Here is a 21,694-nt window from a genome sequence, read left to right as displayed (position 1 = left end):
TTAGCACAAAAAAAGACGTCCACCTACAAAAGTAGGTGGACGTCTGGTGGTCATCTTTAATCGCTTAGCCTTGGTGAGCTGAATGGCTCTTACGGTTAGCGCGACGACGATTTTCTTCGATTTTATTTTCTTCTTCTTCGATAGGATCTAACACGGTTTTCTTAAATGCAAAGAGTGAACCGGCAATCGCACCAACAGTAGAAACAGTCCCGATTACGAAACCTTTAAAAAATTTATGTTTCATCGTAAAACCTCCTCAATCATTCATTCAAACTATATGTTTATTATCGCGTATTTAAGCGCGAATAGCTAGTAAAATACGTTAATTAGTGTGGTGAAATAATGAAAAAAGAAAAGATAATAGTCATTGTAGGGCCCACGGGTGTTGGTAAGACGGCACTTAGCCTACAAGTGGCACAACAGTTAAATGGTGAAATTATTTCAGGTGACGCGATGCAAGTTTACCGTCATCTTGATATCGGTACAGCCAAAGTAACGCCGGCAGAACAAGCCATCGCGCCACATCATTTAATTGATGTCGCTGATATTGATGAACGTTTCACGGCTTTTGATTTTCAACAACAAGGCCAACAATTGATTACGGAAATTACTGACCGCCGACATTTACCATTGATCGTGGGTGGGACCGGTCTTTATTTACAAGCCTTATTGTTTGATATGACGCTGGGAAGTGCAACGGATGCTGAACAGGATTTCAGTATTCGTAATAAGTGGCAAGCATACTTAGAACAACATTCAGAAGCTGATTTATGGCAAGCGCTGGCTACGATTGATCCGGATGCTGCAGCCAAAATCCCAGCGGCCAATACGCGCCGCGTAATTCGAGCGTTAGAAGTCTATGAAACAACAGGCATTTTATTTTCGCAGCAAAAACCCAAGGAATTGCGTTATGATACTTTTATCATTGGTTTAAATTGCGACCGTCCGGTCTTGTATGAGCGGATTAACCAGCGCGTTGATCAAATGATGGACGCCGGGTTAATTGAAGAAGCAAGATGGGCTTATGACCGCCGTGCAACCAGTCCGCAAGCAGTTCGTGGCATCGGTTATAAAGAATTCTTTCCATATTTTGACGGTGAGTGTTCACTAGTAGCAGCAATTGATCAAGTGAAACAAAACTCGCGTCATTATGCCAAACGGCAATTAACGTGGTTTAGAAACCAAATTCCAGTTAACTGGTATAATTTAGTTGAGCATCAAGAAACGGATTTAGCGCGCATTCAAGCGGATATCCAAGCCTGGTTACAGAAATAGTGGAAACGGAGTGAATAATATGGATTGGCAAGCTTCATTAGCACCAGAATTACGGACCAAAATTGCAGCTGTTGACGCCCAAATTGCGCCACGGCTCCAAGCGTTAGACGAACAAATTATTAATAATCAAGCAAAGGTGCTCCAAGCCTTTCAAGAAGAAAATATTTCAGAATCACATTTAAACGGGACAACTGGTTATGGGAATGATGATCAAGGGCGCGATAAGTTAGAAGCGGTCTACAGTCGCTTTTTTAAGACGGAAGACGCCCTCGTTCGACCACAACTAGTTTCCGGCACACATGCGATTGGAACGGCCTTATTAGGTATGTTACGCCCTGGTGATGATTTACTCTATTTGACCGGAGAACCTTATGATACGCTCCAAGAAGTTGTTGGGATGGCCGGTAACGGGATTGGTTCGATGAAGGAATATCAAATTGGCTTCGATTATGTGCCGCTATTGGCAGATGGCTCGGTCGATTTTGAAACGGCTAAGACGAAAATTACAGCTAAAACAAAAGTCGTTGCGATTCAACGTTCACGTGGTTATGCCGATCGTGATAGTTTTACGGTTGCTAAAATTGAAGAGATGGTGCGCTTTATCAAAGGAATTAATCCCGAATTGATCGTCTTTGTTGATAATGCTTACGGTGAATTCTCAGAAACAATCGAACCAACGGAAGTCGGCGCGGATGTCATGGCCGGCTCATTAATTAAAAACGCTGGTGGTGGGATTGCCCAAACGGGTGGTTACATTGTTGGGCCAGAACGCTTGATTGAAATGATTGGTTATCGCTTAACAGTGCCAGGTGTTGGTGCTAGCGAAGGGGCCACACAAGGTAACTTGCAATTGATGTTTGAAGGCTTTTTCCTAGCCCCAAGTGTCACAGGAAATGCCATCAAGGGTGCTGTTTTTGAAGCAGCGCTTTTGGAACAAATGGGCTTAAACGTTTCACCAAAATGGGATGCCCCTAGAACCGATTTAATCCAAACAGTTAACTTTGGTAATCCGGATGACATGGTTAAGTTTGCGGGTTGTGTACAAGCCCAATCACCAATCGACTCTTTCGTTACGCCGATTCCAAGTGACTTTGCCGGGTACGAAGATCAAATCGTGATGGCAGCCGGCACCTTTATTCAAGGCGCCAGCATCGAATTTTCAGCAGATGGGCCACTGCGGGCACCTTACACGCTTTATTTACAAGGTGGCTTAACTTACGCGCATGTTAAACTCGCTATTAGCCGGGCTGTGCAAACCACATTTTTTGAAAAATAAACAGGTAGCGGTCCATCAAATTAACCTTTGATGGACCGCTTTTTTTGTATCTAAAGCGTGGTATGATAAGGGTGCAACGAATCGTAGCGGCCTGATTTAACCATTGCTTTGGATTGTTGCTGGTGAAAAGAAGTGATTTTCGCTACGGTAAGGCTTGGAGGTGGTTAGATGTTAATTGGTCAGCGTTTAAAACAATTTCGATTAGGTGCAGGATACTCACAACAGATACTGGCGGATAAGCTGAATGTTTCACGCCAAGTCATTTCTAAGTGGGAAACTGATAAAAGTGTGCCGGATTTGAACTTATTAGTTGGACTTGCACAACTTTATAACGTGAGCTTGAACGAACTGCTAGATGTTGAAACAGTGACTAAACCAGGTTCGCTATTAACGCGCTTGCGACAGCATTGGCATTTATCTGAAACAGCAGAGATGGTGCCGTTGTCCGATTTGGGGCGCCTTATTCAAAAACCAGAGCGGTACTACGTTGACTTAAGGCAACAGTTTAGTGAAACGGTGACGAATGTCGCTGTTATCAGTGGTGGACAAATAATGCCGGCGCATTGGCGACAAACACGGACGCCTTATTTAATAACGTTAGCACCACACCAAATCAGTGTAAAACAGACGGATTATTTGAAAGTGATGCCCGCGAAGATGGTTAAAAAAATGGCAACAACGGCAATTCGAGCTGTTCATTATGCAGTTTTACAAACTGCTGGACCAGCAGCGGGGATAGGGGGGCTACCTGGAATCGGTCACGCTTATCGCGCGATTGTCACTATTGATACCAAACAAGCCGTAACGCCGTATTATATCGCCAATCAAGACTTTTATCAGTTAGCGAAAGTCTTGAAGGCCTATGCCCAAGAAGAGCACATTCAATTTGATGATCAGATGGGGTTACTACCGTTTTTCATGGCCCATGACACACCAGCGTGTTACGATTATTTAGAAGCACATTACAGTGAATTAGCGAAGAAAGTGGGTTTTCCAACAGCAAGTCTAGGACAGGCGGTTTATCGATGGTAGATGAGACAGCGAAAAATAATTTTAAAATGGCGACCGATGGCGTTCAGGCTTATCATCGTTATTTTGGAACGCCGACTGATGATGATCAAATCTGGTTTGAACTCTTAACGGTTGGTGTTTTCCAAGTGGGTTTAAGTTGGAAAGTAGCCGCTAGTAAAATCCCAATTCTACGACAACAAATGGCGGGGATGGTGATTGAGCGGGTCGCCCAGTTTGATGAGATGGCTATTGAACGACTCGAACAAGCACCGGAAATGATTCGTAATCCACGCAAGATTCGTGCCACCATCCAAAATGCGCGAGCGATTCAAAAAGTGCAGGCCGAGTTCGGTAGCTTTTCAGCGTATTTATGGGCGTTTGTTGATAATCAACCGCAATTGCTTGATGCGCAAATGGCTGGCGTCTCCGATAAATCGTCCCCGATTGGTGCGCGACTCGCCAAAGACTTAAAAAAATGGGGCTTTAAATTTGTGGGCCCCGTCGTTACACATTTATTTATGTTAGCGGGCGGTTTGATTCAAATGATTGATGAATAATGGTAGCGCCTAAGCCGAATTAATTTTAGTTTAGGCGCTTTTTTAATAGTCATGTTAGAAAACCTAACACGAAATATTGACCGGTAAGAAGTCGACTGGTAAGATAAAACGCAAGTGAGGTGAAATAGATGGCTGAAAAGCAATTAAGACGAAATTTAGCGGTTTTACCGATTGGAACGGTGATGAAATTAACCGGCCAAACGGCACGTCAAATCCGTTACTATGAGAGTCAAGAACTTGTTTTGCCTGAACGCACACCGGGTCACCAACGGTTATTTTCGTTGAATGATGTTGATCGCTTATTAGAGATTAAGGATTATTTAGCAGAAGGTGCCACGATGGTTCAAATTCGCCAGATTTACCGCAAGCAAGCACAAAAAATAAAGCAGCGGCATCTGACCGATACCAAGGCCCGTCAATTATTAGCCGAAGAGATGCTTTCGGTTGGCGGATTAGTAGGACAACGACCATCTATTTCACAATCATCTAAATTATATTAAGGGGCGACTAGATTAATGGCACGAAAAATGTTGACAGCAGAAGCAATCAAGCAATTAGTGGATCAAGAAAACGTTAAGTTCTTAAGATTAATGTTTACGGATATTAATGGGATTATTAAGAACGTGGAAGTCCCAATCAGTCAATTAGACAAAGTTTTAAGTAACAAAATGATGTTTGATGGTTCTTCAATCGACGGTTTTGTCCGGATTGAAGAAAGTGATATGTATTTGCGTCCTGATTTAAGTACTTGGTTGATTTTCCCATGGGAAGCTGAACATGGTAAAGTAGCTCGCTTAATTTGCTCCGTTTACACTGCTGATGGCGAACCATTCTTAGGTGATCCGCGCAATAACTTGAAAAAAATGGTTCGCGAAATGCAAGATAAAGGCTTTAAAGATTTCAACATCGGGCCTGAACCAGAATTTTTCCTCTTTAAATTAGATGAAATTGGCAAACCAACTTTAAAATTAAACGATCAAGGTGGCTATTTTGATTTTGCCCCTGTTGATTTAGGTGAAAACTGTCGCCGGGATATCGTTTTGGAACTTGAAAAAATGGGCTTTGAAGTGGAAGCTAGTCATCATGAAGTCGCACCGGGCCAACATGAAATTGATTTCAAGTATGCCGACGCAGTCGATGCAGCCGATAATATTCAAACCTTCAAATTAGTCGTTAAAACAATTGCCCGTAAACATGGGCTTCATGCAACCTTCATGCCTAAACCATTACACGGTGTCAATGGCTCAGGGATGCACATCAACATGTCATTATTCAACCAAGATGGGACAAACGCCTTCTTCGATGAAAATGGCAAAGAACAATTATCAGAAACAGCCTATCACTTCTTAGCTGGTTTATTACGCCATGCGCGTGCGATTACGGCCATCAATAACCCAACTGTTAATTCGTACAAACGTTTGGTACCTGGCTTTGAAGCACCCGTTTATGTGGCTTGGTCAGGTCATAACCGTTCGCCATTAATCCGAGTCCCACAATCACGTGGTTTATCAACGCGTCTTGAATTGCGGAGTGTTGATCCTAGTGCGAACCCCTATCTTGCAATTAGTTCAATCTTAGCAGCTGGTTTATCCGGGTTAGAACAAGGCCTTTCCCCAGAAGCAGGTGTTGATCGTAACATCTACAGCATGGATGAAACGGAACGGAAGGAAAATCATATTACTGATTTACCGTCAACCTTGCACAATGCCCTTAAAGAACTAGCTAAAGATGATATTATTAAAGATTCAATGGGCACTTATCTCTATCAAAGTTTCATGGATTCTAAGTCATTGGAATGGGCCGCCTATCGTCAACAAGTTTCTGAATGGGAACGCGAGCAATATTTGGAACTCTATTAGTCGCAATTTAAAGCTAATTTTTGTACAATGAACTTTTAGAAAGAGAAAGTTGGCAGTGTATGAAAACATTAGTGATTGTCAGTCACCCTGAAATGGCTAACTCGCTTGTTCAAAATTTTCTGAAGGCAAGTGCGCAGCCGTTCCAAGATGAAGTAACTTGGCACGATTTAGCAACCATTCAACAGCTAGATGTCGCCGCAGAACAAGCCTTATTGCGCAACCATGAGCGGATCATTTTCCAATTTCCGCTCTATTGGTATGCTGCGCCGGCCAGTCTTAAAACGTGGTTAGATACGGTTTTAACGGGTGAATTTGCGTTTAGTGGGCGGATGCCGCTACAGGGAAAATCGTTGGGGATTGTGGTCTCAACGGGGATTGCTGGGAAACATTTTCAAGCTGGTGGCAGCGAACAAGCAACGCTTTCCGAAATTCTGCGACCATATGAATTAGTTGCACGGAAATTAGGGATGACCTACTTACCACCATTTGCGATTCATCAATTTAGTTATTTAACCGAAACAGCCCGCCAATTATTATTAGTTGATTACCAGCGATATTTAACGCAAACGACTTTTAACTTTGAACAAAAGGTGGCGTGGTTTGAACAGCAGTTGCGACAACGCCAATCGGCTGCGACTGATTCAGATCAGCAGCAACAGCTTGCGTTATTAGCTGATCAGTTGACAGAACAGGGTGAATTGTTAACCGATCTAGGTTGGCAAGTGCAACTGATTCGCCAGGAAGAAGGCGAAGGTTAATGACCAACGAAGAATGGTTAAATCAACAGATTCAAATGCTTAAACAACAAGCAACCACGTATGAAGATCAAGCCTTCTATGAAGCGCTTTTAGAACTTAATCAGGCATTAGCAACCCGAATTGAACAACGTCAGGGTGAATTAGACGGTCGTATTTGGAATGCGACTAAGTGGTAGGATACGGCGTCAAGTAAAATACCGCCCATTAAAGTTGAAATGAACTTTAGTGGGCGGTATTTTGATTGTTTAATAAAATAGATTGCTTAGTAACGCTTAATCAATGTCACAAATGCGTCAACAATCACCTGGAAGAAGGCGATTGTATCTGGATTAGCGACTTGACCATTTTCATCTAATAGGTTCATCACGTTACCGATGTAAGCTTCGGGTTGTTGAACGGTTGGCATATTTAAGAAAACGAGTGATTGCCGCAAGTGATGGTTAGCGCCAAAACCACTGATGGCCCCTGGTGACACACTGACGATTGCGGCAGGTTTGTTATCCCAGACACTGGCACCATAAGGTCGTGAACCAACGTCTAAAGCATTTTTTAAGACGGCTGGTACCGAGCGGTTATATTCAGGTGTCACGAATAATACGGCATCCATTTGTTGCATTTTATTTCTGAAAGTTGTGTAGACTTCAGGGGCTTGATCAAAATCATCGTAGTCCTGATTATAAAGGGGCAGATCACCGATTTCGATTATCTCTAAATGCATGTCTTCTGGAAATAATGGCATCAATTGTTTGGCGATCGCCTTACTAAATGAATTCTGACGTAAACTACCAATTAAAACTGCTACATTTTTTGTCATAGGTGTAACCTCCAATAATTAAGTTAACTACTCTTTTAGCATAGCGAACTGTGTCATGCTTTTGCAACTAAAAGGGTTAGCGGATTGAATTTAAATAGGTAGTACACGTATAATAAGTGTAAGAGTTTTTGAAAGCAGGTTAATAAGTGATGGAAATTAAATGGCAAGTTGCCACGCAACAATCACAAACGATTAAACAGTTCCTTCTAAAAAATGGCATCAGTCAGCGCCTATACGCTAAAATTAAGGCACAGGACTTACCGATTCGGTTGAATCATCAATTAAGTAGCCCGGCTGATCAAGTTCAAAAAGGTGATCAGGTGTGTCTGACATTACCGGCTGAACCAGCGGATGAAATGGTGGCAGTGAGCCAAGAACCGATTGATGTGCTCTATGAAGATGACTACTGGCTAGTTGTGAATAAACCGGCCGGACTAGCAACAATTCCCGGACCGACTAATGCGACAGATACACTATTGAACCGGATTAAAGGCTACTGGCAGCAAAATGGGGCGACTGATTTAGTGCCCCATATTATTACCCGGCTTGATTTTGATACGAGTGGGATTGTGTTAGCGGCTAAACATCAAGTGGCCCAAAGTTTACTTCAACCGCAGATTGAACACCATCAACTACAAAAGTTTTATCTAGCAGTTGTTGCCGGGACGGGACTCCCTGAGTTGGGGACGATTAAAGCCCCAATTGGCCGGATTGGGGTTGAACCACGTCGGCGGGTCATTGCTGATGGGCAAAATGCTTGGACTGATTATTGGCGTCTAGCGCAAGATGAGCGCTTAACTGTCTTAAAAGTCCAGATTCATACCGGTCGAACACACCAAATCCGCGTTCATTTGAGTGATATAAATCATCCGTTGGTCGGCGATCAGCTTTATGAGGGGCCGCTTGATTGGGGGATTAACCGTCAAGCGTTGCATGCGTACCAATTAACTTTTAATGATCCGTTTAGTCAACAGAAGAGACAGTTTACAGCACCCATTCCGGCGGACATTCAAGCTATTTTACCTAGCTAAAATTAATGACAAGCTGTAAGAAAGAAGTTTTAGGATGCGAAAATTAAGAATAGTATTGATTTGTGTTTTTTGTTTAATCATCGGTGGTGTGCTTGGGACGCTTGGGACCACTAGGGTTGCGGTCCAAGGCCTCGTTAGCCCGCAAAAAGTGGACCGCCAACCAGTGGTTTTTGTGCCCGGTAGTGGTGGCACTAATGATCGATTTGATCAACTTTTTAAAACAGTTAATCAACATTATCGTCAACACAGTATTCTTAAAGTAGAAGTAATGACGGATGGACAAATCAAAACAAAAGGGCAGATTGTCTGGCGTGATAAGGTGCCTTTAATTGTGGTCAGTTTTGAAAACAATAATGATGGGGACGAAAACGTCTTTAAACAGACCGAATGGTTTGAAAAGGCAATGCAACAGCTAACTAAGCAATACCATTTTAAGAAATTCAACGGGGTCGGCTATTCCAATGGTGGGTTGGTCTTAACACGCTATGCAGAACGCTATCCCAAAGAAGCGCAATTAGGCCGCTTATTGACGATTGGGACGCCATACAATGGGTTAAATGCTAGTATCAAAGATGAAAGCCCGATGTTAGCGGATTTAAAAGCTCAAAAAGAACAGCTTTCCAAAAAAATGGTCGTTTATTCTGTGGGGGGCACAACCACTGGTGGAGATGATGGGATTGTCCCGGCGGCCAGTGTCGCAGCTGGGCGGGAAGTCTTTCAAAATCAAATCGCCCATTATATGTCGATGTTTGTGAGTGGTAATGATGCCAAACATACGAGCTTACCAGAAAATGAAACAATTGTTTATTTGATTGAGGAACTAATCGTACAACAACCAGTCGATCCGCAGAAACCACTTAGTGCAAAATTAAAATAAAAGAAACGTATTAAAAAAGGGTCGGGACAAAAATAACTTTTGTCCCGACCCTTTTTAGATAGCCAAATTTTAATCCTCGGGAGCCTCCTCCGACTGATGGCATACTTCCTTTTTTAATTATTCACCAAGCGTCTTCAATAAATTATGGGTGATGAAGAAGCCGCCGATTAAGACCACTAATTCAGTGAGCGGTACACTGAGCCAGACACCTGTCAGGCCAAACAAGGCTGATAATAATAAGACACTGCCAATCAAGAGCACATAACCGCGCATAATCGCGACGAAAAATGATAGCCGTGGTTGGGCAATGGCCGTCATAAATAGGTTATTGACAATGTTCATACTTGAGAAGAAAAAGCTGATGAATATCAACGGAATCCCAGCCGCAGCATAATGGACGAGCAATTGATTATGATCATGATTGAAAACCGCAATGATCGGTGCTTTAAATCCCAAGAGGACTAGGTAGAGCCCCGTTGCAATCCCGAGTGCTGATAGTAAACCGATTCTTAAGCTGGTTTTAACGTTATGCCAATTTCGTTTACCAAATTCACGGCTAACGATTGGTTGGACCCCGACGGCGACACCGTTAAATAGTGATAAGCCCACAAGTAAAATATTAGCAATAATGCCATAAGCGGCAACGGCATAGTTATCGGCTAAGTGTAAGATGACGATGTTGAAGACGAAAATGCTAACGCCGGTACTCATTTCGGTTAAGAAAGAAGGAAAACCTAGTTGGACGGCTTTAAAGGTTGGTTTAAAGTTGAGCGTTAATTTTTTGAGGGTGAGTAAGCGGTCTGGATGGTGCCGGTGTCGCGTTAGAATTAAAAGGCTAACCAATGGCGAACATAGCGTTGCAAGCGCCGCTCCCACCATGCCCATGTGTAGTGGAAACATCAATAAGTAATCAAAAATAATGACAAATAAACTTTGCGAAAGAGTCGCAATCATGGTTAGATGTGGATTACTATCATTCCGAACAAAACTGAGGACTAAGTTATTGAGAATAAAGAGCGGACTGCCGATTAAAATAACACGCAGATAAGCCAGACTAGGCCCGAGCGTTTCGTGGTTGGCACCGAGTAGATGAAGAAGCGGGTGAATAAAGATTAAGCCTAAACTCATGATAATCAGGCCTAGCAAGATACCAAAAGACAGTACTTCGGTAAAAATCGCCTGACTTTTTTCGGGATGGTTAACTTTATTAATCGAGAAAATTGTTGCGCCACCAATACCGAGCATCAAGCCTAAGCCATTAAAAAGGTTAAAAAGCGGTAAATCGATATTGAGCGCGGCCAAGCCAATTGGGCCAACCGCGTAAGCGATGAAGTAGGTATCGGCCAGAATATAGATGGAAAGACCGAGTGAGCTGAAAACATCACGGATAATGTAACCAGTCAGTTCTTTTTTAATATGTGGTGAATTTGTCAAAGTGGAACACTCCTATTCAATTGGTAGTGGGGTCGCCATTAGTGTCGCGACGAAATCTTGGATGGGTTGCGGTAACCCTTTGCGGTTAACCAGGTAAAATTGGCGTTGATACTGTTTGGAAAGCGGTCGATAGGGAATCTCTGGATAATCAAGTAGTGCAGCGCTTGAAATCAGCGATTGCCCTAAACCTTGTCGTAATAATTGGACGATGATGGCATTACTTTTGACCGTCATGACGTTATCGAGGGTTAAATTATTTTCCTTTAAATAATTCATCGTGTAATGATAGACGCCAGAACCATTTTCGCGTAAGAGCCATGGTTCGCTCGGTTGACCAGCTAGAACCAGTTGATCGGTTTGTAGCGGGGTGCGAACAATATCTTTTTCTGTCAGTGGTTTTTCGATAAAGCCAAAGTCCAATTTGTGTTGCGATAGCTGTTCGATAATCTGCGAGGAATTTAACGTGCAAATTTCAATCTCTAAAGCGTCTAAGGCAGTACGGTGGCGACTCAGCAACGCCGGTAAAAAGTAGGCTGCCGTGGTGTGTGAAGCCGCAATTCGGCAAGGAATCTTGGCCTGCGTTTCTTGGTGTTGCAGTTGATGGAGATCTTGGTGCCATAAGTCTAACAATTCTTGGCATTGTTTATAGAATAAATCCGCCTGTTTGGTCGGCACGATTTGTTGGCGACCATTGCGTTCAAATAAAACAACATCGAGTGACTCTTCAAGTTGCTTGATTTGCACCGAAACGGTTGGTTGCGACAGGAAGAGAAGTTGGGCTGCAGTTGTAAAATTCTTAGTTTCATACACCGTCTTGAAAATTTCGAGCGTCTTAAACATGAGGTCACTTCCATTAATTTTCTTAATAACAACTATTATAAAGATTTATTTTATTAATTGAAAGAGATTCGGTATAGTTAACTTATTGATTTGAGAGGAAGCGAGAAAAATGCAATCATTGATTAAGAAATTACCTGGCTTTATTGTATCATTGGTCATCGCAATTGGAAGCTACTATATTGCACAATTATGGTTACCAATGTTAGGGGGCGCAACCATTGCGTTATTTATTGGGATTATTTTAGGCAATACTTGGTTAAAGCAACCGACTTTAGCTGCAGGGACAAAATTTTCTGAAAAACGGCTCTTGGAATATTCGGTGATGTTATTAGGGGCGACGATCACGTTTCAAAGTATCCAAAAAATTGGCTGGCAAGGGGTTGTTCTAACGGTCTTGCAGATGAGCTTAACAATTGGGTTTGCCATCTGGTTGGGCCGGCGCTTGCGCTTTAACGAAGGCACATACCTATTGATGGCCGGTGGCAATGCCGTCTGTGGTTCTTCAGCAATTGGGGCGATTGCGCCGGTGATTGACGCTGATAATGAAGATACAGGAATCGCCATCACAATGGTCAACTTAATGGGCACAATCTTGATGTTGGCACTCCCCGTTTTAGGGACACTGTTATGGGGCCATGATAATCTTGCTCGAGGGATTTTAATTGGTGGCACGGTGCAATCTGTGGGCCAAGTAGTCGCCAGTGCGACAATGATTAATCAAGGGACGGTCGTTACAGCAACCTTATTTAAAATCTTGCGGATTATCTGTTTAGTCTTTGTAGTAACTGGTTTTGGTTATTTACATCAGAAAAAGCAAAGCCAAGCAACTGATACGAAGTTAAGCCAACAACTATTGGCGAAGAAAAGTAGTCTTGTCCCTTGGTACGTTTTAGGCTTTTTAATCTTTTGTGTGATCAATAGCCTACATTTTTTCCCAGGCCAATTCGGGACAATCTGCCATTTCTTGAGCACTTGGTGTGAAATGACCGCCTTAGCTGCAATCGGCTTACGTTTAAACTTAAAAACACTATTCAATCAAGGTAAGCAATTGCTATTTTATGCCGGCGGCTTAGTCGTTTTCCAAGTCGTTGCTGCTATTTTGTTAATTACAATCTTATTCTAAAAAAACACCATCAATCTGGGCGCAATTACCCAGAACTGATGGTGTTTTTTGATGAAAGTTATTATTAACCTTCGTAGCGGCCCATTTGAGGGAGATTTTGAAGTCGTTTAGGTGTGTGGTGTGAATTTGCGAAGGCCTCTGTTAAGTCTTGCCCCGCTCTCAATCCTTTAAAATGTTTGCCGCCTTCCCAAGGCCCCATTGCGGACAAATCATAGACGATGCCTTCAACAGCAACGTAACTTGGTTGGCCATCTTGACCGTTATATTGTGCAAGTGTTTCTTTGGTAAAAATTTTATCAGTCATTATAAAAACCCCCTCGATATTAGCATAACTATAACGTTTTCGCGAAGATTTGGCAACAATTAAGTTGTGTAATTGCCAGTTGGCTTCGCCCGTAATTTAGGAAACGGTTTTCATCCTTAGTATGCCATGTTAATATTAAGATGGTTTAATACGTTAAACTAATCATGTAATTAGTAAAATGTAAAAAACTTTATTGGGGGAGTAAAAGTGAGGGGTAAAAATAGAATACTAATAGTCACTCTTTTGTTACTGATAGTGGGACTAGTGGGGTGTCAAGGTAACGTTAAACCATCAAAAAAAACAGAACAACGTGTTGCATCGGCTACGACTAAAAATGGTCGGATTAAGCTTATTGGGCAGAATTTTGCAGGCAATTATCAAGGAACTGGTACGAAATCGGATCCAAGTTATGAATATCTGATGGCGTTTAAAGCAGATGGTACCTTTAGACAAGATATTACTGCAACGGATGGTTATTATGCCAAGTTTGTGGAGCAAGGGACCTACACAATTGATAAGCAGGCAGCTAAAATTGTGATTAACATTCAGCAAGTTGTGGAAGTCACTTATGCGACTGAATATGACTTATCACATCAACAGCCACCAATTAGTTATGATTATCGTAAACAACAAGGGGGCAAGGCTCTGACAGCAGCAGAGAATAAGCCGATTAATATTCTAATTAAGTCGGATTATTTACAGGGAAGTGTTAACGGCGTTCGGTTGAAACCGACAAAGCAAGCAATGCCATCGTTTAATCAGTTTAAAACAGCGGTGCAAAATGAAGTTCAATCACAAAAAAGTCGTAAGACGACAACTAGTATGACACAGCAAACAACGAATACGCCAAAGGTCGAAACCGCACCGAATGGTAGTAGCGAACTGACGCAGTTGCAGGCGCAAGTTGCAAGGCAAGACCCGAGTTTAAAAGTCACGAATGAATCGATTATTGACACGAATATGGCGATTGCACTTTTTGACTTATTGCTGGGTAAAGAAAATCATATGACTTGGGCTATGTGGCATGAAGATGATAAATATGTCATTACGCCGGAACGGGATGGTAGTTATAAGTTATTTTTCCAAGGGAATGCCTACCCAACAGTCCGGCGATTTGGGGATATCGCGGTTTATGGGTTAGTAAAAGTAGGTCCGGGTGTCGATCCAACAGATTACGAAAAAGAAATTGTTGATTTAAAAAAGATGCGGGTTATCGGGACCACAACAATCGCACCGACACATATTCATGACCAAGGGGGAGCGTCATAATGAAAAAAACGAAATTAGTAATGCTACTGGTATTTGCTAGCTTATTGTTGGTGGCTTGTAGTCGCCAAGTGAAGTTAGCTAAACAGATTAGTCACGCACAACACCAAACTGCAACACAAAATAATGTAAGAGGTGGCACTTATCATGGGACTTATACGGGGAACAAGACTCATGAAGATCCAGATTATGATTATTTAATGATCTTTAAAAAAGATGGGACATTCCGGCAAGATATTACCGCTAGTAACGGGTATGCCGGTAAGTTTGTTGAATCAGGGACCTATCAGGTGAATAAGAAGACGCAACAGATTATTATTAAAATTCAAAAAGTAGTTGAGGTCACTTACGCAAGTGATCGTGCGCTTAAACAAAAGGCAACGCCCACTGCATATCAATATAGGGATGAGCATCAGTTAACAGCCGCTGAAAATAAGCCAATTAAAATTAAGATAACGCCTAAATATTTAGAAGGTTCAGTTAATAAGGTTAAATTATATAAAGTAAAAACTAAAGTAGTTGATTTCAATCAATACAAGACACAACAGGCCAAGCAATATCAATCGGCACCTAAAGTGGTCGCTCAAAAGTTGATTGGTGGTAAGAATTTTATGGGCCGAATTGATAAGAATCAGGTTTGGTTGACTTTTAATCAAGATGGCACTTTTAACTGGCAAGCAGTCTATAATTCTATGGGTGCTGGCTCAGTAGCTTATATGACGGGGCAGTACCATTTAGATGATCAAGGCCATATTACTTTTGATCATAACCAGGGGGATGTTTATGACATGAGTCAATTGAGTGTGGCGGGTAACCAGTACCGTAACCGTTCAAGTGTGTCAGTGCCTGATGAACGCTTTAATTTTGCGGTTTATGATAATCAGCTTATTATGCGGCTATCGGATTCAGTTGGTGGCTCAGAAGCGGCTTACCAAACACCGGATTCAGGGGCTTATAAAACCAGTACAGTGATGACTGAATCAGCAACCAAGACACCAACTTATCTTGAAAAACGCGGTACAATGACTAAAATTAATCCGCTTATCAGCCAATTTGAAAATGCAGACAACTTTGGTAAATGGGCGTTAATTGCCTACCGGACACCGAGTTTAGCAGGTATGTGGGGCCGCCCTCAAGCCTTTGGGATTAAAGCGACTGATAGTAACGTGACACAAGGCGGGATTCAATTTGCTTATCTAACGACGATTGAAGATGTTTCGCCAAAAGATGAACAACAGATTGATGGCGTTGAGTTAATTGGTTTGGGGGAAGATGGGAATATTTATCTAAATCCTGGGACGGGCTTTATTAAATCAGCGAAATTTACAGATTATTTAAATGCTGAGAAGGTTGATGCTACTAGATTAAGTGAATTTGATGCATCAGCAAGTTACGATGACTAAGATAGTAAAAAAGAACCACCAACAATTATTGTTGGTGGTTCTTTTATTACAAGATTAAATTAATGGACCCGACCAGATTCGAACTGGCGACCTCCTACATGCGAAGCAGGCGCTCTCCCAACTGAGCTACGGGCCCAAACGCTTACAAAAAACATTTTAGCACTTTTAGCCAAAATAGCAAGCGTCTTTAACGACGAGGCGATGTCCGGAGGTTGTTGGGCTTGCTACCTTTAATCGTCCGTTGCTTGAACGTTGTTTGTTGTTGGTCAGGCATAAATTTGAAATGTTGCATTTTACCAGCGTATGGTTTCCCACTAACGCGAATCTTTAACCAATCTTGCATGGCAACAATCATGCCGTTTAATTTAGCAGCTTGTTCTGAGTTGCCTTGTTTTTGGACTTCCGTGGTGACATCGTTAGTAAGATAAGCGAGTAATTTTTGGTGGTATGCGACTAATTCTTCGGTTAGTGGTGCTTGATTGTATTGGTTGAATAATTTTTGAACAAAACGCATGGCGTCTTTGGCGTTTTGAGGTTGATAAAAACGATCTTGCTCGGGCATTTTAAAACCTTCTTTCAAATGGTAGTATATCTGATTTTAATGCTTGGAACAACTTTGGTATACTGTAATCTGAGATTAATTAGCGGAGGATTAAGCATGTTTAAAAAAAAGAGCGATTGGTTCTTAGTGTTAGCACTGGTCATGATGGCGATCTTGTTTTATAGCTCGTCGATGACTTATCATGAACAAACATCCGTTCCACTTTTGGAACGCTTATTAAAAAATGAACCACTCAAGCAGTGGTTGAGTCAATTTTCCTTCCATTATGCAGGTAGCGAGCAAAGTGTTCAGGCGAGTGGTTATTTTAAGTTCGTCGAATTCTTCGTGCGTAAGGGCGCGCACTTCGGGACGTATTTCTTATTAGCGTTATTTAGTTATTTAGGATTACGCCCCCGAATCGAAGGTGCTTTCTTAGCGGGGATTTTCAGTTGGTTGGCAGCGACTGGGTATGCGGCCACCGACGAATTTCACCAAATGTTAACGGGTGATCGGACACCGCTTTTTCAAGATGTCATGCTCGATAGTGTGGGCGCTTTATCGGGGATTGTCATTATGAGTGTTATTTTATACTTTACAGGTCGTAAAAAACGACGATAAACCGGACTACCATTGCTTTTGAGTTGATAATTTGCTATCATAGATAACGACTTAGTACCAGAATTCTATAATCGAAAAGAGGAGTTAGATATGTCAGGACATTCAAAATGGCATAATATTCAGGGTCGTAAAAATGCACAAGATGCAAAACGCGGCAAGATTTTCCAAAAACTATCCCGTGAGCTTTTCATGGCTGCGAGAAGTGGCGGTCCTGACCCAAGTTCTAACGCTGCATTACGTTTAATTATGGATAAGGCTCGTTCAGCAAATATGCCTAAGGACAACATTAAGCGTGCGCTTGATAAAGCCGAAGGTAGCGACGGTGCTAATTATGATGAAATTACTTATGAAGGTTATGCACCAGGTGGTGTGGCTGTTTTAGTACATGCTTTAACAGATAACAAAAACCGGACAAGTTCAGACGTTCGGGTTGCCTTCACACGTAACGGCGGCACAATGGGTGCTGCTGGCTCGGTGGCTTACATGTTTGATCGTCGCGGTTACATCGCAATTGCCCGTGAAGGCTTAGATGTTGATGAAGACCAAATGTTTGAAGACATTCTTGAAGCTGGTGCGGATGATTTACAAACTGAAGATGATGTGTTTGAAATTTACACAGATCCTAAGGAATTGGCTAATGTCCGTGATATTCTTGAAAAGAAATACACATTGGCAAATGCTGAATTAACAATGATTCCACAAAATACAACACCAGTTGCCCCTGAAAAAGTTGAACAATTCCAACGTTTAATCGATGCCTTAGAAGACAATGATGACGTTCAAGATGTTTATACAGCAGGCGAACTACCAGAAGAATAATATAAGACTAAATACCCTTAAACCAATAATATTGGTTTAAGGGTATTTTTTTGCAAAAAAAATCGGGCCGTCCCTAGCGTAATCTTAAGTAACGACTTAAAAGAAAGGTGATGGCATGTCAACTGAAGAAACGCTAACAACATTATTAAAGCATTGTGCTAAACAACGTGTTCAAGATCTCTATTTTACACCGACAATCGATGGCTGGCGCTTGACGGAACGTCGCCAGAGTGATTTAGTCACCAATCAGGAATTGGATAAACCGACCGGAACGCGTTATTTAAATCGACTGAAATATATGGCCGGGATGGATATTAGTGAGACCCGACGTGCGCAGACTGGTCGCTCGGCATTACAGCTAGCTGACCAGACCGTTTATTTACGCCTAGCGACAGTCGGAGATTTTTTAAATCGTGAAAGTTTAGTGATTCGTTTTATCTACCCGATTGGCGCGATCTATCATTGTGATGATCAACAGATTTTAGCGCAATTAACGCAGATGAGCCGACAGGCAGGGTTAATGCTTTTCGCTGGACCGACCGGTTCTGGTAAAACGACTAGTCTCTATCAGCTGGCCCAACAGTCAATGAGTACCAAGATGGTGGTCGCGATTGAAGATCCGATTGAAATTGTTGCACCTGAATTTTTACAACTGCAAGTTAATGATAATGCGGGTTTGGGTTATGCTGAATTATTGAAAATTAGTCTGCGATTGCGGCCAGATACGCTGATTATCGGTGAGATTCGCGATTTAGAGACAGCCCAATATGCGGTTTCCGCGGCTTTAAGTGGACACCTAGTGTTGAGTACGATTCATGCCCGGAGCACCCGCGGTGTGGTTGCGCGCTTATTGGATCTTGGTATTTCCGAGATGCAATTACGGGCCTGCCTAACGGGGATCGCCTATCAATCGTTGGTGACAAAAGACGATATTGTGCAGGCCCATTATGAATTATTAACTGGCTCAGACTATTTCTCAAAAAAAGAAGGTGATTGTGATGTATAAATCACGACAACAAGCGCAATTTTACGCCGATTTCTTGCAGTTATTGGGGCGGTTATTAGAGAACGGTTTTTCATTGCAACAAGCTTTTGCTTTCTTACCAATTGTTTTTCCAAAACAGCGGCAATGGTTAAATCAAGTAAATCAAACGCTTGAAAAAGGGGAGAGTCTAGCAGTTAGTTTAGCGCATGTTGATTTTCCGGCTGATTACGTTGGTCAAATCGAACTAACCGAATTACAAGGTAATCTCGGTCAATGTTTATGGCATTTAGGTCAGATTCAAAGTATCCGCCAGAAACGTCATCGAGAAATACGGGGTGTGTTAGCCTACCCGTTATTTCTCTTGGCTTTTCTAGGGGGCTTAATTGGCTTATTGCGTCATTATTTATTACCAGAGATTGCCCAAATAACACCTGATTCAACTCAGACGAGTTCGCCACTTAATCGCGTCATATTGTGGGGCCTGTTATTAGTGCTTGGCCTTTTGATAATGGGCATCGGCCTTTTTACGGTTTACCGGCGCTTACCGGTTTTAGTTCGGTTACAAAAAGCGTTCAAGTGGCCAATCATTGGGCGTGATATTCAGCAGTATTATCATTATTGTTTGTTATTTGATTTGAGTACTTGTCTGCAAAATGGGCTTAAGTTAACGGAAATTTGTGCTTTGCAGAAGCAGTTGCAACAAAATACATGGCTGGTGACCTTGGTAGCGCAATTAGAGGTCGTACTTGCTTCGGGTCAATCATTGGATACTTATCTTAGTCGCTCTGCATTTTTTCCACAGTCGTTACGATTGGTATTGGCTAAGCATAATCTGACGCAACAGACGACCACGGAGATCACGATGCTAGCTAACCTGCAGTATACGGAATTACAGAAGCAATTACAGCGTAAATTGAGTTGGTTGCAACCTATTTTATTTATTTTAATTGGGATCATTATTATTTGTACGTATCTTAGTATTTTATTACCGCTATATCAAACAATGGAGGGAATTTCATGAAGAAAAAAAGAAATGCTTTTACATTAATCGAAATGGTAATTGTTTTAGCCATTGTGGCATTACTAATTTTATTAATTTCACCAAATTTAGTGGCTCAAAAACAACGTGCTGAGAAAAAGACGGATCAAGCGTTGGTAACCACTTTGCAGACGCAAGTTGAATTGGCTTCCGACGAACAAGGCCATCAAATTAAGAGTTTAGATGAGCTAACGGATAAGTATATTTCAAAAGACCAGTTAAAGCACGCAAAGGAGCGGGGGATGACAATTGAAGGCGGCACGGTTAAGCAAAAATGAGGGTTTTACGGTGATTGAAATGTGCGTGGTTTTAGCAATTGTGAGTCTATTAAGTTGGTTACCGATTTATCAAATTAAGCAATACCGGGCGCAACAGGCTGAGCAGTTGTTTCTACATCAATTTGAAACCAGTTGGGATGCAGCCCGTCAATATGTGGCAATTGAACCGCGAGCGATTCGGGTGATGTGGGATGCACCAACGCGCTCAATCACATTTAAAGGCGCTGGTGACTCGTATAGGAAACAACAACTAGTGCTGCCGGCAACTTTAACGGTGAGCAATCCGGCAGAGTGGCATTTAATTAATATTACTCATAACAAAGGCATCAAGCCGCGCACCTTAAAGTTAAAATCAACGCTTAATAATCGTGAATATCAGTATAAAGTCCAGATGATGTGGGGGGTATTACATGTTCAGAAGTAGGCCGGCCTTTTTGCTCGTTGAAAATATCATTGCCTTAACCTTAGTATTAGGGGCTAGTTGGCTATTAACGGCCAGTTTATTACGTTTTAAACACCAACAAACGCTTAAACAACAGCAAGTCGCCCAGCAGGCGGTCTTAGCGATGGCCGCCGAGCAGTTAAGAGCCCATCAGCAGGTGAAGAAACAGTGGCAAATGGGGCGAACGGTCTATACGGTGACGGCTAATCAGCAGAAATTAAAGGTAACCACAAAGGCAGGTGAGTCGGTTGCGATTAATTGGACGACCGATTAAACACTCAGCGTTCACTTTAATTGAAATGGTGATTTCAATGGCGATTCTAATCCTGATGAGTCAGTTATTAGTGGCAACAGTGGGTATTTTGCAAAAGGCAATTAAAGTCACACAACAACAGCAAAATACAATCAATTGGCATATTAGTACGATTCAACTGGACGAATTTTTAGCGGATGCATACTTTACCCATTATCAAGAGCAAGAGGGGCCAAAAATCACCTTTCGAAAACCTGATACTAATCAGTCGGGGGAAGCTGCCGAGACTATTTACTATTTAAAAAGGATGAAAAGTGAAATGGTCGTTGTCAGCCAATTAGATGGGTATATGCCATTATTAGGCAACCTCAAGCAATTACAACTTGACTATCAGCGACCGTTTGTTCAAATTGATGCGACTTTTATGGATCAGAGGCGTTATCAACACGAAGTTTTCTTGGAGGAACAAGATGAACAAGCTAAGAAAAAGAAGGCTGACACCAATTAAACATACGGCGGTTGCGTTACTCAACGCGATATTAATGCTGACGTTAATCAGTGTTGTATTAGTTGGTGTGACCCATAGTTACCAACAGCAGCAACAGAGTTATCAGTATTTATTAAATTACTATCGGGCTAAAACACTTTATGAATTGACATTAGCCAGTCAATCTAAGGCTAATTTAAAAGGGATCAAAGCGACGACTGGTGAGAGCCAAATTCTAAAGAAACAGCATCAAATCAAGGTTACTCTCAATAACGGTTATCAGAAACAGTTTGAAATAAAAAATATAACAGGTGAAAAATAAAAATTCCATTTGATAAAGCGCTTACTATAGCTTATAATTTGTAATGTAACCATCTGTATTACTTGCGTTGATGTTGGATTAC

The 21,694-nt window shown here is 41.9% G+C and carries 27 protein-coding genes and 1 tRNA gene; 21 read left to right on the top strand and 7 right to left on the bottom strand.

Annotated elements, in window-relative coordinates; translation table 11 throughout:
- Nucleotides 1-64 precede the first annotated feature (64 nt).
- Nucleotides 65-244, bottom strand: a complete 180-nt coding sequence (locus tag C0213_07335; protein AUX12238.1) for a DUF3042 domain-containing protein — start codon at nt 242-244, stop codon at nt 65-67.
- A 98-nt stretch (nt 245-342) separates the two neighbouring features.
- Here C0213_07335 and C0213_07330 point away from each other — a divergent pair, with 98 nt between their 5' ends.
- From C0213_07330 to C0213_07300, 7 genes are all read left to right on the top strand, one after another.
- A complete protein-coding gene (locus C0213_07330; protein ID AUX12237.1) occupies nt 343-1,275 on the top strand; it encodes a tRNA (adenosine(37)-N6)-dimethylallyltransferase MiaA in 933 nt (310 codons plus the stop codon).
- Nucleotides 1,276-1,294: 19 nt separating this feature from the next.
- The gene (locus C0213_07325) at nt 1,295-2,551 is read left to right on the top strand and encodes an aluminum resistance protein (protein AUX12236.1); all 1,257 of its coding nucleotides are present in this window, start codon (nt 1,295-1,297) and stop codon (nt 2,549-2,551) included.
- 168 nt (nt 2,552-2,719) lie between these two features.
- Nucleotides 2,720-3,583, top strand: coding sequence for an XRE family transcriptional regulator (locus C0213_07320; GenBank protein ID AUX12235.1), 864 nt, complete (start codon nt 2,720-2,722; stop codon nt 3,581-3,583).
- Nucleotides 3,577-4,119 (top strand): DNA-3-methyladenine glycosylase I, encoded by a 543-nt coding sequence (locus C0213_07315; protein AUX12234.1) that lies wholly within the window; start codon nt 3,577-3,579, stop codon nt 4,117-4,119. Before C0213_07320 ends, C0213_07315 begins: the two co-directional genes overlap by 7 nt.
- Nucleotides 4,120-4,247: 128 nt before the next feature.
- On the top strand, nt 4,248-4,619 hold the full coding sequence (locus C0213_07310) for a MerR family transcriptional regulator (protein ID AUX12233.1): 372 nt from the start codon (nt 4,248-4,250) through the stop codon (nt 4,617-4,619).
- Nucleotides 4,620-4,634: 15 nt separating this feature from the next.
- The gene (glnA, locus tag C0213_07305; protein AUX12232.1) at nt 4,635-5,978 is read left to right on the top strand and encodes a type I glutamate--ammonia ligase; all 1,344 of its coding nucleotides are present in this window, start codon (nt 4,635-4,637) and stop codon (nt 5,976-5,978) included.
- A 59-nt stretch (nt 5,979-6,037) separates the two neighbouring features.
- Nucleotides 6,038-6,736, top strand: coding sequence for an NADP oxidoreductase (locus C0213_07300; GenBank protein ID AUX12231.1), 699 nt, complete (start codon nt 6,038-6,040; stop codon nt 6,734-6,736).
- A 262-nt stretch (nt 6,737-6,998) separates the two neighbouring features.
- On the opposite strand, the gene C0213_07295 is transcribed toward C0213_07300, so the two are convergent.
- On the bottom strand, nt 6,999-7,550 hold the full coding sequence (locus tag C0213_07295; GenBank protein AUX12230.1) for an NADPH-dependent FMN reductase: 552 nt from the start codon (nt 7,548-7,550) through the stop codon (nt 6,999-7,001).
- Nucleotides 7,551-7,699: 149 nt separating this feature from the next.
- Here C0213_07295 and C0213_07290 point away from each other — a divergent pair, with 149 nt between their 5' ends.
- Both C0213_07290 and C0213_07285 read left to right on the top strand, forming a co-directional pair.
- A complete protein-coding gene (locus tag C0213_07290) occupies nt 7,700-8,581 on the top strand; it encodes an RluA family pseudouridine synthase (protein ID AUX12229.1) in 882 nt (293 codons plus the stop codon).
- A 55-nt stretch (nt 8,582-8,636) separates the two neighbouring features.
- Nucleotides 8,637-9,458 carry a lipase gene (locus tag C0213_07285; protein ID AUX12825.1) on the top strand — a complete coding sequence of 274 codons (822 nt, stop codon included), beginning with the start codon at nt 8,637-8,639 and terminating at the stop codon, nt 9,456-9,458.
- Nucleotides 9,459-9,575: 117 nt separating this feature from the next.
- Here the strand turns inward: C0213_07285 and C0213_07280 are convergent, their stop codons facing one another.
- Both C0213_07280 and C0213_07275 read right to left on the bottom strand, forming a co-directional pair.
- On the bottom strand, nt 9,576-10,892 hold the full coding sequence (locus tag C0213_07280; protein AUX12228.1) for an MATE family efflux transporter: 1,317 nt from the start codon (nt 10,890-10,892) through the stop codon (nt 9,576-9,578).
- Nucleotides 10,893-10,904: 12 nt separating this feature from the next.
- Nucleotides 10,905-11,732, bottom strand: a complete 828-nt coding sequence (locus C0213_07275; GenBank protein AUX12227.1) for a LysR family transcriptional regulator — start codon at nt 11,730-11,732, stop codon at nt 10,905-10,907.
- A 109-nt stretch (nt 11,733-11,841) separates the two neighbouring features.
- On the opposite strand from C0213_07275, the gene C0213_07270 reads away from it, so the two are divergent.
- Nucleotides 11,842-12,855: a putative sulfate exporter family transporter gene (locus C0213_07270; protein ID AUX12226.1), complete on the top strand. Its 1,014-nt coding sequence runs from the start codon at nt 11,842-11,844 to the stop codon at nt 12,853-12,855.
- A gap of 64 nt (nt 12,856-12,919) precedes the next feature.
- On the opposite strand, the gene C0213_07265 is transcribed toward C0213_07270, so the two are convergent.
- Nucleotides 12,920-13,159 carry a steroid-binding protein gene (locus C0213_07265; GenBank protein AUX12225.1) on the bottom strand — a complete coding sequence of 80 codons (240 nt, stop codon included), beginning with the start codon at nt 13,157-13,159 and terminating at the stop codon, nt 12,920-12,922.
- A 264-nt stretch (nt 13,160-13,423) separates the two neighbouring features.
- On the opposite strand from C0213_07265, the gene C0213_07260 reads away from it, so the two are divergent.
- Nucleotides 13,424-14,428, top strand: coding sequence for a hypothetical protein (locus C0213_07260; protein AUX12224.1), 1,005 nt, complete (start codon nt 13,424-13,426; stop codon nt 14,426-14,428).
- A complete protein-coding gene (locus tag C0213_07255) occupies nt 14,428-15,828 on the top strand; it encodes a hypothetical protein (protein AUX12223.1) in 1,401 nt (466 codons plus the stop codon). Before C0213_07260 ends, C0213_07255 begins: the two co-directional genes overlap by 1 nt.
- A 63-nt stretch (nt 15,829-15,891) precedes the next feature.
- Here the strand turns inward: C0213_07255 and C0213_07250 are convergent.
- Together C0213_07250 and C0213_07245 are read right to left on the bottom strand one after the other, a co-directional pair.
- Nucleotides 15,892-15,964: transfer RNA gene (locus C0213_07250), tRNA-Ala, on the bottom strand.
- A 51-nt stretch (nt 15,965-16,015) separates the two neighbouring features.
- Nucleotides 16,016-16,390, bottom strand: coding sequence for a hypothetical protein (locus tag C0213_07245; GenBank protein AUX12222.1), 375 nt, complete (start codon nt 16,388-16,390; stop codon nt 16,016-16,018).
- Between the two features lie 96 nt (nt 16,391-16,486).
- Here C0213_07245 and C0213_07240 point away from each other — a divergent pair, with 96 nt between their 5' ends.
- The 9 genes from C0213_07240 to C0213_07200 all read left to right on the top strand — a co-directional run bounded on the left by C0213_07240 (nt 16,487) and on the right by C0213_07200 (nt 21,612).
- Entirely contained in the window at nt 16,487-16,987 is a 501-nt protein-coding gene (locus tag C0213_07240) for a hypothetical protein (GenBank protein ID AUX12221.1), read from the top strand.
- Nucleotides 16,988-17,077: 90 nt separating this feature from the next.
- Nucleotides 17,078-17,806, top strand: coding sequence for a YebC/PmpR family DNA-binding transcriptional regulator (locus C0213_07235; protein AUX12220.1), 729 nt, complete (start codon nt 17,078-17,080; stop codon nt 17,804-17,806).
- Nucleotides 17,807-17,921: 115 nt separating this feature from the next.
- A complete protein-coding gene (locus C0213_07230; GenBank protein AUX12219.1) occupies nt 17,922-18,812 on the top strand; it encodes a competence protein ComGA in 891 nt (296 codons plus the stop codon).
- A complete protein-coding gene (locus tag C0213_07225; protein AUX12218.1) occupies nt 18,805-19,812 on the top strand; it encodes a competence protein ComGB in 1,008 nt (335 codons plus the stop codon). Before C0213_07230 ends, C0213_07225 begins: the two co-directional genes overlap by 8 nt.
- Nucleotides 19,809-20,108, top strand: a complete 300-nt coding sequence (locus C0213_07220) for a competence protein ComGC (GenBank protein ID AUX12217.1) — start codon at nt 19,809-19,811, stop codon at nt 20,106-20,108. Before C0213_07225 ends, C0213_07220 begins: the two co-directional genes overlap by 4 nt.
- 10 nt (nt 20,109-20,118) lie before the next feature.
- Nucleotides 20,119-20,532, top strand: coding sequence for a hypothetical protein (locus tag C0213_07215; protein ID AUX12216.1), 414 nt, complete (start codon nt 20,119-20,121; stop codon nt 20,530-20,532).
- The gene (locus C0213_07210; protein AUX12215.1) at nt 20,519-20,824 is read left to right on the top strand and encodes a hypothetical protein; all 306 of its coding nucleotides are present in this window, start codon (nt 20,519-20,521) and stop codon (nt 20,822-20,824) included. Before C0213_07215 ends, C0213_07210 begins: the two co-directional genes overlap by 14 nt.
- A complete protein-coding gene (locus C0213_07205) occupies nt 20,799-21,311 on the top strand; it encodes a hypothetical protein (GenBank protein AUX12214.1) in 513 nt (170 codons plus the stop codon). The genes C0213_07210 and C0213_07205 overlap by 26 nt, the downstream gene beginning before the upstream one ends.
- Nucleotides 21,274-21,612: a hypothetical protein gene (locus C0213_07200; GenBank protein ID AUX12213.1), complete on the top strand. Its 339-nt coding sequence runs from the start codon at nt 21,274-21,276 to the stop codon at nt 21,610-21,612. Before C0213_07205 ends, C0213_07200 begins: the two co-directional genes overlap by 38 nt.
- The last annotated feature ends 82 nt before the right edge of the window (nt 21,613-21,694 follow it).

This window comes from Latilactobacillus sakei (assembly GCA_002953655.1).
Taxonomy (GTDB): Bacteria; Bacillota; Bacilli; order Lactobacillales; family Lactobacillaceae; genus Latilactobacillus; species Latilactobacillus sakei_A.
Note: the sequence above shows the minus strand (reverse complement) of the source record. Positions and strands in the feature narration are given on the sequence as shown.